An 11,355-nucleotide genomic window follows, 5' to 3' on the forward strand; every position below is an offset into this window, starting at 1 on the left:
CGGGGCATCAGTCGTATTAGCAGAATCTCTTGGTTCCATTGCTGCTAACTTTGCTGTAGACGATGATTCATATTGCGTTGGACTCGATATTAACGCCAACCACGTGAGGGCGATGAGAAAAGGCGCAGTTACCGGAACCACGAGCCCACTTCATTTAGGTATTTCAACCCAAGTGTGGCAGATAAATCTTGTTGACGAACAAGATCGACTCATTTGTACCAGTCGCCTGACGATAGCGGTAAAAACCAAGAAAGCGAAATCCTGATGGTCATTACTTTTAAAAGCGGAAAAATCATCGCCACGATGCACGAAGTCGTTGTAAAACTAACTGGCGAACATTTTGTTACTCTGCAAAGCCAGACAGACGCAATATCCCTGATAGGCCATGGTGCAAATGTCGTCACTGCAAATGGTGCAGAATGTAAGTGGTCCATAAAGTTAGATAACCACCAACAGCTGGAACAGCTGGCAGAACAACTTGGGATCTCTATCCAGTAAGTTTAATAGTGCTTTAATTTCGCTGGTGCTAAAATAAGGAAATTCTGAGATTCCACTTGTCGAGAGTTTTTCCTCATTATGAGCAGCCCACGCCTTCGAAGCCAATTCGAAACTCTATTCGAGCATTACAACGGAACCGATTCAGAGGTTCAGTTAGAAGATATCACCGACATTCTTTTTTGTACCCGACGCAACGCCCGTATTGTGTTAAACAAGCTTGCGGAAGAGGGCTGGATCGAGTGGCACCCGGCGGCGGGCAGGGGAAAGCTCTCACAACTCATCTTCCTAAGAAACAAACAGGATGTCAGTGAAAATCTCGCCAAGCGATACTTAGAAGAAGGCAAAATTGGTCAGGCACTGAACGTTCTGGAGCGCGATGCCTCTCGCCTGACGCAGGTGATTCAGGATTACCTTGGTCTTCAACACCAACAAGGACAGCAAGTTGTCCGCTTACCTTATTATCGAGCACTCAGAATGCTCAACCCTCACAAGCCAACGCGCCGTTCAGAACAGCACATCATCAGACAAGTTTTCTCTGGCTTGACCAAGTTAGACGAAAACGAGCAGGTTCAAGGCGATTTAGCGCACGACTGGGAAATGATTTCTGATAGGCACTGGCGTTTCTATATTCGTCCCGGAGTTCGATGCCATAATGGCAACCTGCTGACATCGCAAGACATTGTTGAGAGCCTGACCTGTTCCGCCAATTGCCAGATGTTCGACCATATCAGCAAGGTAGAAGAAGTTTCTTCTTGGGTAGTAGACATTCACCTTTCATTGCCAGACTGGCATTTACCCCTGCTTCTTGCCGAAACGAATGCCAAAATACTTCCGTCCCATCAGTTACCAGATGATGATATGGATCGGACGCCCGTTGGGACTGGTCCTTATCGAGTACTGATCAATGATGATAAGAGGCTAGTGCTAGAAGCTTTTGATGGTTATTTTGGTTTCCGACCTCTTATCGATAAGGTAGAAGTCTGGGTGATTGATGAAGCTTACTCCACTCTGGTTTATCCAAGTTTGCAGCATCCAACCAAACCCCAGCAACGTGAGCATGAAGATGTCGAACTGGATCCCGGCTGTACGTACCTTTTACTTAACCAAAAACATGGACTGGCGAAAGATCAGGAGTGGGCCAATTATTTCTGCACACGTCTTAACTGCTTCGATGTGTTTGAATTAATGCCTAAAGATAAAATAGTAGAGCAGGGCTTGTTGCACGCTCATGGTTTAAAGCCAGGCTGGTTTCATAACCGACCGACAGGTTCCCAGACCAAGCCACCGGCACAGGTCACCATCAAAGTCGCTTACCACTGCTTCCATCCGGGGTTCAAAATGTATGCTGCAGCAATTGAACAATTGCTTAAGCAAGACGGACTGAACGTTGAATACATACGTTACGATGTAGAACCGGAAAACATGAGCGAAATCGATATCTGGATTAAGCCAATGGGGATCAGCACTAATCGCGATGACGGATTACTCGGCTGGTTTCTTAGCTACGGTGATATCCACAACATGTGTAGAGAAGAACAGTTTACCAAGTGGCGTACAATCATAAACGAATGGCGAGCACAACCTGAAATGGCGTTCCCTGCGAAGCGACTTGGCAAAGAACTGGTAGAAAGCCAGATTCTGATTCCAATGTTCCACGGTTGGCTTGGTTTGAGTAAAGACCAGTGCGGTTCGTTACAGAATGCTAAAACTAACGCGCTTGGGTGGTTCGATTTCAGCAAAGTCTGGGTGAAACCCGAATTAGAGCTCGAATCTCTGAATACGGAAGACAACAACAGTTAATATCGCCATATTCCCATCGGTTATAAAACCAGCAAAAACATGCTGGTTTTATTATTTCATTGAAGTCATGATGAAGTGGTGACTAAGTTAGGAACCCTGCATGCCTTCATTGAAAAACCAACTCTACATTCTCATTGCCATGGTGGCATTTGCAGGCAATTCCGTATTGTGCCGACTTGCGCTAGCAGACAGTCAAATAGACCCCGGTACCTTTACCGCCATTCGTCTTATTTCCGGCGCATTTACGCTCTTCATTTTGGTAAACCTGACTCGTTCCGGACGACGATTCTCTCTTTTTTCTGATGATTTTAACCTCAAGGGCAGTGCACTGCTGTTTGGATACGCCATTTTCTTTTCTTATGCGTATATCGATCTAGCTACTGGTACAGGCGCTCTATTGTTGTTTGGTGCGGTTCAACTGACCATTATCATTGTGTCTTTATTAGCAGGCATAAAACTCAAAGCGGCTGCAATCGCTGGAGTAGTTATCTCGTTTAGTGGTTTAGTCATACTATTGCTGCCGGGGGCAACTCAACCTGACTTAACAGGAGCGATTTTGATGGTCGTTTCCGGTATATGTTGGGGCGGATACACGTTAAATGGAAAATCGAGTTCTAATCCGCTTGTTTCGACCCAGTTAAACTTCATTGGGGCATCGATCCCAGTTTTCTTATTACTGCCTTGGTTGGTGGAGTGGGATTCCGCCTCTCGCGAAGGCATTCTTTACGCACTTTTATCAGGCAGCATCGCATCTGGTCTAGGCTATGCAATTTGGTATCGGGTAGTGAAACACATATCGGGGCTTCAGGCAGGTGTTGTTCAGTTGTCTGTCCCAGTTATCGCGTCTCTGGGCGGGGTGCTTTTTGTCAGTGAACCTATCACTGTGTGGTTTTTGGTGTCATCTCTTCTTGTTCTGGGTGGTATCGCGATTACTTTAGTAACGAAAGGTTAATTTCTTCGGTTAATTAGGTAAAATATCACTACCTAGATTTTCGCAAACTGAAAGATGGCAAAACCCAATAAAAAGTTACCCTCTAAGGCTGTCGATGTTTTCTGTTCCAAATGCAGAACAAAACTCTACCGTTACAGAAAGGGCGGAAAAGGGGCGCTGGTAAAGTGTTTTGTCGAACGTATTGTCGAAGACTACACAACTACACCTTGTGAGTGCCCGGAGTGCGGGACCGTATTTGCTCGCCGAACACTCATTCGGGGTGTTCCAGCGAATAAAATCGTCGGCGGCAAAGTCTTCGCTAAGTAATCTAAACCAAGGGGCAATCATGTCAGAATCAGAATTTTGCGTCGTCCTCACTACGGTTAACGATAATGAAACCAAACGTGGAATTGTCAGTACACTATTAACAGAGAAGCTGGCTGCTTGTATTCAGGTACTACCGATTGAAAGCTATTATCTTTGGGAAGAAAAGGTATGTGAAGACGGTGAGCAGCTACTGGTGATTAAGACTCAAAGCGCTCGATACCACCATGTAGAAGAGGTAATAAAAAAGCTGCATAACTATGAGGTTCCTCAAGTCGTGCAGCTTCCGATCAGTTCAGGGTTATCAGAATACCTAGACTGGGTTAAATCGAATACTCAGGCTTAGCCTTCTCGACAGCCATGGATTGGCTATTAAAGTAGAACGCGATGAGAACGGTAATGGCTCCTAAGGTGTCGCACAACATGTCTCTCTGAGCATCCCAGATGTCGCCCTGTGACCCCAAAAACGCAATACCTTCATTGCCGCCAGCCAGTTCCGCATACCACCATTCAATAATTTCATACCCTGCCGCGACACTCATTAAGGCAAACAAACCAAACAGTGTAGAGATAACAACCGAAGCGTGATTTTTTCTGTACAGGTATTCCGCAATTGGGTAAGCCCAAAATCCGATGGAATAGTGAGCTACGCGATCATAATGATTTCGTTCTGAGCCAATTAAATCGTTAAACCAGTTGAAAGGGACCTCTGCAAATGTGTATTTGGCTCCGATGGTGTGCATGAAAAGCCAGACAAACATCAATATATAAGCGGTATTGCTGAAGCGGAATTTGTGGTGAGTCAACACGATGAAAGCAAATGCCAGAAGCACTGGAATAATTTCAGCTATCCAAACAGCCCAGGAAGCAGGGTTGATCATCGAAAAGATAAGAACGGCGATATAGTTAACAGAAAGTAAAGAAAGCACGCGGTTAGAAAGTAGAGATTTCAACATTTTCGTTTTCCCTAATCATTTGTTTGATGCGATTATACACACAATAAAACACTGTTCAATTAAATTTTAAAGCCACTTATAAATATCAATTGATAACAAGGTGAATAATGTTTAATCGTAAATGTTTCAGAGAAAGCGTGAGATGTTACAGAACAAAGTGAGATTTCGATCTGAAAAAGGAAATGAGACTAGCAGTTTTTACTTAACTAATAACTACTTAGATAACTAAAGTGCGGGGTTTATATAAAAACGTTATGAATTGCGGCTTAAGAATTTATTACAAATGATAATTGCATCACCTTTTATAAAGAAAGAACATTGATTATCTGAATTTGTGTATAAAATTCTGCGACAATCCGGCGTTTAAGGTGAAGATTGCTATCTATCACCGTTGGATTCCGCACTTATCACTCAAGGATTCGAGTTTTTCAAGACATTCAGTTTCCGAATGTGGAGAACTCAAATATAAAGATATGGAGATTAAAATGAAGTTAAAAAAATCCGTATTGGCGCTAGCAGGCGCTGCTGCACTGATGAGCAGCCAAGCTCTCTCAGCCGATGACAAACTGACTCTGGGCATCTCTCAATACCCTTCAACTCTTCACCCAATTATCGATAGCATGGTTGCGAAAACCTATACCCACGGTTTTACGTTTCGCGACACTATTGGTTTTGATCAGCAATGGAAGCTGATGTGTTTTCTTTGTGAAGAAGTCCCATCTTTCGAAAATGGCCTAGCTGTTGTTGTCGACCGTCCCCACGCTAAAGAGGGCGAAAGCGAAAAAGGCGTTAAGATCACCGTTAAGTTTAAAAAAGACCTCTTCTGGGGTGACGGTACGCCAATCACGACTAAAGACGTTAAATTCTGGTATGACGTAGCGACTTCTTCTGAAGTACAAGGCAACGCCGGTCTTTCTACATACCAACACATGGAAAAACTTGAAGTTGTCGACGACTACACTGTAAACGTCTATGTAGACCGTGTTTCTTACAAATACAACGCATACTACATTCCAAGTGTGTTACCACGTCACGTTGAAGAATCTATTTTCAATGCCAATCCTAAGGAATATCACCTTAAAACTAACTACGTAACAGACCCAACCAATGCCGCTCTATACAACGGTCCTTATACTATTAAGAACCTGAAGCAAGGTCAGTTTGTTATTCTTGGTCTGAACGAGCACTGGAAAGGCAAGCAACCTCATTTTGGCAACATCACAATCAAAACTGTTTCGGATACACAAGCACTTCAGGCAAACCTCCTATCTGGCGACGTGGACTACATCCCGGGTGAAATGGGTCTAACTCTTGACCAGGCGCTTCAGTTCGAGAAGAAGTTCGGTAACAAGTACGACGTTGATATTCGCCCAGCTGCTTTGTATGAGCACCTGGACGTGCAATTGCAAAATGAACATCTGCAAGACGTACGCGTTCGTCAGGCACTGCTGTTCGGTCTGGATCGCGAACTACTGACTAAGAAACTGTTCGCTGGTAAACAAAAAGTGGCTAACTCAAACGTAAGCCCACTTGATGCTTCATTTGATTCGAATGCACCTTCGTATTCTTACGATCCTGAAAAAGCCAAAGCACTTCTAAAAGAAGCTGGCTACAAGCTGGTGAATGGCGTTCAGATGAAGAACGGCAAGCCACTAGAAATCGAATTCATGACTACGTCCGGCAACAAGACTCGTGAATTGGTACAGCAGTTTGCTCAGGGACAGTGGAAAAAAGTTGGTATCAAAACAATCATTAATAACCAAACTGCGCGCGTTTACTTCGGTACTACACTGAACCAGCGTCAGCACAAAGGTTTAGCAATGTTTGCTTGGGGTTCTTCTCCAGAACAGCTACCAAGAACGACTCTTCATTCTGAATACATCCCAACTAAAGAGAACGGTTGGTCTGGTCAAAACTATGCGGGCTACAAAAACCCGAAAATGGACGAATTGATCAACAAGATTGATGAAGAACTCAACTTCGAAAAACGTATGGAGTTGTGGAAAGAGTTCCAGAATCTTTACGCAACCGAACTACCAGCACTGCCTCTTTACTACCGTTCAGACAGCTACATTAAACCTAAATGGTTAAAAGGTATCGCTCCAACAGGTCACCAGAACTATTCAAGCTACTGGGCTGAAAACTGGACTCGAGAAAAATAAGCGATTGGAATGTCTATGAGTGATGTAATACTAGACGTTCGCAATATGAGTGTGGCCCTCGGGCCACACTACGCTGTAAAGGATGTCAATTATCAAATCAAATCGGGCGAAATCCTGGGTATCGTAGGGGAGTCTGGCTGTGGTAAGTCTCTCACCTCGTTATCAGTCATGGGTTTGCTTGATAAAAAACTGAAGCTATCTGGTGAAATTGTCTTCGAAGGTGAAAACCTGGTCGGCATGCCAGAAAAACGCTATCAACAAATTCGTGGTGAAGGCATTGGAATGATCTTCCAGGAGCCAATGACCGCGCTAAACCCAGTAGTAACCGTTGGTGAACAAGTCGCAGAAATGTTCATCATTCATGAAGGTACTTCAAAAGCCGAAGCAATGAACCGAGCGATCGAAATGCTTAAACAGGTTCATATTCCTTACCCAGAAAAGCGGGCAAAAGCTTTCCCTCATGAACTGTCAGGCGGTATGCGTCAGCGTGTAATGATCGCAATGGCGCTGGCTTGTAAGCCAAAAGTTCTGATTGCCGACGAACCAACAACTGCACTTGATGTAACAGTTCAGGCGCAGGTTTTGGATCTTCTCGAAGAGCTACGCGAAACAACAGGCACTGCGATTCAATTCATCAGCCACTCATTGGGCGTTGTGTCCCAAATCTCTGACCGAGTTATGGTTATGTATGCGGGGCAGGTTGTTGAACTGGCAGATGTAAATGAAATCTTCGACAACCCTCAACACCCTTACACTCAGGCATTGCTTGATACCATCCCAAGAGTCGGTGTGAATGTAGATCGCTTACCTGCGATTCCTGGAAGTGTACCTCCACTCGATCAACGCGGTGATAACTACACATTCCGTGACCGCTGCCCAGAGCTTTACGATCACTATGTAGAAGTGGCGAAAAAGCGTCAACTTAGCAAAGGAGGCGTATCCTGATGGCTCTTTTGGAAGTAAAAAACCTTCAAAAACGTTATGTGCTTGAAGCAGGCTCAATGTTTGGTCGCGAGCCACAATACCTGCACGTAACAAAAAACGTATCTTTAAAACTGGAGCCGGGTAAGACACTTGCCGTAGTAGGAGAGTCTGGCTCAGGTAAATCCACGCTAGGTCGCATGGTGAGCATGCTTGATGTGCCTGATTCGGGTGATATCTACCTTGCTGGACAAGAGATTTCTCGCCTAAGTTCCAGAGCACAGCGCCCGCTTAGACAGCGAATTGGTCTGGTTTTCCAGGACCCTTATTCCGCACTCAATCCAAGAATGCCCATTCTGGATTCATTGATTGAACCAATGAAAGTAAACGGCATCGGCAACAAAGAAAAGCAACGTGCTCGCGCACTTGAAGTGCTTGAGTGGGTGGGCATGCGTGAAGACGTATTAACCCGTTACCCACACGAGTTTTCCGGTGGTCAACGTCAGCGTATTGCAATCGCACGTGCATTGATGCTCAAACCAGAGCTCATTATAGCGGACGAGCCGCTTTCTGCTCTGGATGTGTCGGTTCAGTCGCAAATCCTTAACTTATTTAAAGATCTTCAAGAAGAACATGGCATCGCCTTCTTCTTTATCAGTCATGACATGGCAGTGGTTTACCACTTAGCGCATGAAGTGGTTGTGATGAAGAGTGGTGAAATAGTGGAGCAGGCGACGAAGGAGGAATTCTTCAAAAGCCCTAAACATCCATACAGCCAAGAATTGCTTAACGCAGTTCCAGACATTGGAAACACTCGCCGCCGAAATCAACCGGACAGGAAATCGGCGTAACGATGGCATGCAAGATTAAGAAGCTGAAACAACAGCTCGGACGTTAATATGAAAAGCTTTTTTATTTCACGGATACTGCAAATGTTTTTGGTGCTATTTTTAGCCTCATTTGCAGCTTACAACCTTATGGGTCTGATGCCTGGCGATCCTATTGATCTGCTGGCTCAGAGCGACCCGAACATCACTTCTGAGGACATCGCTCGACTAAAGGCAGAACAGGGTCTGGATAAACCTGTTTATGTACGTTACTTCGTATGGCTAGGGGACGCGCTTCAAGGTGACCTGGGTTACTCGCGGATGTTCTCGCAACCAGCCATTGACGTTTTGTGGGACGCAATGAAGAACACCTTGGTTCTGGTCGGTAGCGGTACATTACTTTCTATTTTTATTGCACTTCCACTTGGCATTATCTGTGCTGTTAAACAAAACAAGGCAACTGATTACATCATCAGTGGTTTGACTTACTTGTTTCTGTCGACGCCAGCAGCATGGTTAGCACTTATGTTGATCATGGTCTTCTCGGTGGTTTACCCAATCTTTCCAGCAGGGGGAACGGTGAAGCAGATGGCGCAGAAGGTCTGGAAAAACTTCAATACATGGTTCTTCCAATTCTCAGCCTGACTTTGCTAAGTATCGCGTCGATTTCACGTTTCATGCGCTCCAGCATGCTGGAAGTGTTCAGACAAGATTTCGTACGTACAGCTAAAGCAAAAGGTGCTTCATCCACACGTGTTCTTTTCAAGCACTGTATTAAAAACGGCATGCTGCCAATGATCACCGTGCTGGCAATGGACGTTGCGGCTCTAATGAGTGGTGCAGTACTGACTGAAACCATCTTTAGCTGGCCGGGAATCGGTAAGCTGACCGTTGATTCCATCAATGGCAGCGACTACAACGTGGCTATGTTGTGCTTTATGGTCGCGACCACTGCAATCTTAGTGATGAACTTTATTGCCGACATCCTGTATTCAAAAGTCGACCCACGCATTGATCTTACCAAAGGGGGTAACAAATGAGTTACGTTGCTAAACGAAGTCAAAACCCTTGGGTTCAGGTCGGTCAGCGTTTGTACCGCCATAAATTGGCGATGGTTTCGCTGTTCTTCTTAGCGGCTCTGACGGTCGTCTGTTTCAGCGCGAACTCTATTGCAGGGTGGTTAGGTGTTGATCCGTATGCTGATGATCTATTCAGCCGCTTCGAAGTACCGGATGAAGACAATATTCTGGGTACTGACGAATTGGGTCGTGATATTTTCACTCGATTACTTCTTGGTGGTCAGGTATCGCTAACCTTTGCATTTATGGCAGCCATTGCAACTTCGGTTATTGGCACCATGCTTGGCGTGGTTGCGGGCTACCATGGTGGTAAAGTCGACGCTTTCATTATGCGTGCAGCTGACTTCATCATCAGCTTACCTGGTATTATGCTTCTGATCCTGATTCAAAGTATCGATATGACTAAGTTGGGTTTCTCCGAAGAGTTAGTGCGTTCAGACAGCTTCAGTATCTACCGCTTGGTTGTTGTACTTTCACTTTTGGGCTGGCCATTTGCTGCTCGTCTCGTTCGTTCGAATACGCTTTCTGTTAAGCACCGTGAATACGTTCAGGCGGCAATCGGCTATGGTGCCAGTCACTGGTTTGTGATGACTCGTCATATCGTACCTAACGTTATTGCACCGGTTATTACAGCAACCACGCTGGGTATCGGTGGTGCAATTCTGACGGAAAGTGCACTAAGCTTCCTTGGTTTTGGTATCAACCCACCAACACCATCATGGGGTAACATGCTACAAAACGCTCGTGAAGCGATGTGGAGCTACCCAATGGCAGCGGTTTACCCGGGAATTATGGTTCTGTTTACCGTAATCACCATCAACTTCTTAGGTGACGGTCTGCAAGAAGCTATCGATCCGAAGTCGTAGCTGTAACAAGTAGATATCAATGAAGCAGCCTGAGTCAGGCTGCTTTTTTTGTATCTACCACATGATGTTTCAGAAATTTGAGTGGCGTTAAGTGTGGGAAAGGAGATCCTAATCAAATTTATCAACTAAACAATGTAGAGTATTTATTCAAATATTTGTCTTGAATCACGCATCTGTCTACAATTTTAACCTTTCAATAACAAAGAAAAGACAGTCATGAAATTAGAAACTGTAGACTACCGCTCTCCAAATGCTGCGGAGCAATTCGTAAAGTCCCTACGCGAAACGGGCTTTGGTGTTTTAAGCAATCATCCCATTCAAAAAGAACTCGTAGAATCCATCTACGAGAACTGGTACAAGTTCTTCACATCAGAAGAAAAAGAGCAGTATCAATTCAACGTTGAGACACAGGACGGCTATTTTCCACCAAGCATTTCAGAGGTCGCAAAAGGGCATACCGTGAAAGACATCAAAGAGTACTTTCACGTTTACCCATGGGGACAAATACCGCCTTCTTTGAAAGATCAAATTCTGGATTACTACCAGCAAGCGAATGCCTTTGCGCAGGAACTATTAGGCTGGGTTGAAGAACATGCTCCGCAAGACGTACAGGAAAAGTTCTCAATCGCGCTTTCAGAAATGATCAACGGAAGCGAACAGACTCTGCTTCGCGTGCTCCATTATCCACCAATGACAGGAAGCGAAGAACCTGGTGCAATCCGCGCTGCTGCTCATGAAGACATCAACCTGCTAACCGTGCTACCAGCTGCTAATGAGCCTGGTCTTCAGGTTCTTGGGAAAGATGACAACTGGTTAGACGTGCCATGTGATTTCGGTAATTTGATCATCAACATTGGCGACATGCTGCAAGAAGCGTCAGGCGGCTACTTCCCATCGACGACGCATCGAGTGATTAACCCGACGGGAGAACAACAAACTCATTCACGTATCTCTCTGCCCCTGTTTTTGCATCCTAAACCAGAAGTTGTGC

The 11,355-nt window shown here is 45.0% G+C and carries 12 protein-coding genes and 1 pseudogene; 12 read left to right on the plus strand and 1 reads right to left on the minus strand.

All coding sequences use genetic code 11. The features are described from left to right. The 6 genes from RH89_RS06435 to cutA all read left to right on the plus strand — a co-directional run. Window positions 1-265: hotdog fold thioesterase (locus RH89_RS06435; protein WP_004400401.1), on the plus strand; the 265-nt coding region annotated here is incomplete at its 5' end. After that, window positions 265-498: a DUF3389 domain-containing protein gene (locus tag RH89_RS06440; RefSeq protein ID WP_004400405.1), complete on the plus strand. Its 234-nt coding sequence runs from the start codon at window positions 265-267 to the stop codon at window positions 496-498. The genes RH89_RS06435 and RH89_RS06440, both read left to right, overlap by 1 nt. Before the next feature lie 78 nt (window positions 499-576). Continuing rightward, entirely contained in the window at window positions 577-2,298 is a 1,722-nt protein-coding gene (locus RH89_RS06445) for an SgrR family transcriptional regulator (protein WP_004400406.1), read from the plus strand. A 100-nt stretch (window positions 2,299-2,398) separates the two neighbouring features. After that, on the plus strand, window positions 2,399-3,250 hold the full coding sequence (locus tag RH89_RS06450) for a DMT family transporter (protein WP_004400407.1): 852 nt from the start codon (window positions 2,399-2,401) through the stop codon (window positions 3,248-3,250). Between the two features lie 54 nt (window positions 3,251-3,304). After that, the gene (locus RH89_RS29045; RefSeq protein WP_022590559.1) at window positions 3,305-3,556 is read left to right on the plus strand and encodes a hypothetical protein; all 252 of its coding nucleotides are present in this window, start codon (window positions 3,305-3,307) and stop codon (window positions 3,554-3,556) included. A gap of 19 nt (window positions 3,557-3,575) precedes the next feature. After that, window positions 3,576-3,899, plus strand: a complete 324-nt coding sequence (cutA, locus tag RH89_RS06455; protein WP_004400408.1) for a divalent-cation tolerance protein CutA — start codon at window positions 3,576-3,578, stop codon at window positions 3,897-3,899. Here the strand turns inward: cutA and RH89_RS06460 are convergent. Continuing rightward, the gene (locus RH89_RS06460) at window positions 3,877-4,509 is read right to left on the minus strand and encodes a DUF2238 domain-containing protein (protein ID WP_004400409.1); all 633 of its coding nucleotides are present in this window, start codon (window positions 4,507-4,509) and stop codon (window positions 3,877-3,879) included. The two genes, cutA and RH89_RS06460, sit on opposite strands and share 23 nt — an antisense overlap. A gap of 485 nt (window positions 4,510-4,994) precedes the next feature. Between RH89_RS06460 and RH89_RS06465 the strand changes: the two genes are divergently transcribed. The 6 genes and pseudogenes from RH89_RS06465 to RH89_RS06490 all read left to right on the plus strand — a co-directional run. Next, window positions 4,995-6,671, plus strand: a complete 1,677-nt coding sequence (locus RH89_RS06465; RefSeq protein WP_004400410.1) for a peptide ABC transporter substrate-binding protein — start codon at window positions 4,995-4,997, stop codon at window positions 6,669-6,671. A gap of 15 nt (window positions 6,672-6,686) precedes the next feature. Then, window positions 6,687-7,616, plus strand: coding sequence for an ABC transporter ATP-binding protein (locus RH89_RS06470; protein WP_004400411.1), 930 nt, complete (start codon window positions 6,687-6,689; stop codon window positions 7,614-7,616). Then, window positions 7,616-8,443 carry an ATP-binding cassette domain-containing protein gene (locus RH89_RS06475; RefSeq protein ID WP_004400412.1) on the plus strand — a complete coding sequence of 276 codons (828 nt, stop codon included), beginning with the start codon at window positions 7,616-7,618 and terminating at the stop codon, window positions 8,441-8,443. Before RH89_RS06470 ends, RH89_RS06475 begins: the two co-directional genes overlap by 1 nt. Window positions 8,444-8,524: 81 nt before the next feature. Next, window positions 8,525-9,459: pseudogene (locus RH89_RS06480) on the plus strand (ABC transporter permease). Continuing rightward, window positions 9,456-10,364: an ABC transporter permease gene (locus RH89_RS06485; RefSeq protein WP_004400415.1), complete on the plus strand. Its 909-nt coding sequence runs from the start codon at window positions 9,456-9,458 to the stop codon at window positions 10,362-10,364. Before RH89_RS06480 ends, RH89_RS06485 begins: the two are co-directional and overlap by 4 nt. Before the next feature lie 216 nt (window positions 10,365-10,580). Further along, the coding region (locus RH89_RS06490) for a 2OG-Fe(II) oxygenase family protein (protein WP_004400417.1) at window positions 10,581-11,355 on the plus strand (775 nt) is incomplete at its 3' end.

Origin of the sequence: Vibrio nigripulchritudo ATCC 27043 (assembly GCF_000222685.1) — a bacterium.
GTDB lineage: Bacteria > Pseudomonadota > Gammaproteobacteria > Enterobacterales > Vibrionaceae > Vibrio > Vibrio nigripulchritudo.

Coding starts and splice junctions, on each gene's coding strand:
- RH89_RS06440 (WP_004400405.1), top strand. CDS start 265: ATGGTCATTACTTTTAAAAGCGGAAAAATCATCGCCACGATGCACGAA.
- RH89_RS06445 (WP_004400406.1), top strand. CDS start 577: ATGAGCAGCCCACGCCTTCGAAGCCAATTCGAAACTCTATTCGAGCAT.
- RH89_RS06450 (WP_004400407.1), top strand. CDS start 2,399: ATGCCTTCATTGAAAAACCAACTCTACATTCTCATTGCCATGGTGGCA.
- RH89_RS29045 (WP_022590559.1), top strand. CDS start 3,305: ATGGCAAAACCCAATAAAAAGTTACCCTCTAAGGCTGTCGATGTTTTC.
- cutA (WP_004400408.1), top strand. CDS start 3,576: ATGTCAGAATCAGAATTTTGCGTCGTCCTCACTACGGTTAACGATAAT.
- RH89_RS06460 (WP_004400409.1), bottom strand. CDS start 4,509: ATGTTGAAATCTCTACTTTCTAACCGCGTGCTTTCTTTACTTTCTGTT.
- RH89_RS06465 (WP_004400410.1), top strand. CDS start 4,995: ATGAAGTTAAAAAAATCCGTATTGGCGCTAGCAGGCGCTGCTGCACTG.
- RH89_RS06470 (WP_004400411.1), top strand. CDS start 6,687: ATGAGTGATGTAATACTAGACGTTCGCAATATGAGTGTGGCCCTCGGG.
- RH89_RS06475 (WP_004400412.1), top strand. CDS start 7,616: ATGGCTCTTTTGGAAGTAAAAAACCTTCAAAAACGTTATGTGCTTGAA.
- RH89_RS06485 (WP_004400415.1), top strand. CDS start 9,456: ATGAGTTACGTTGCTAAACGAAGTCAAAACCCTTGGGTTCAGGTCGGT.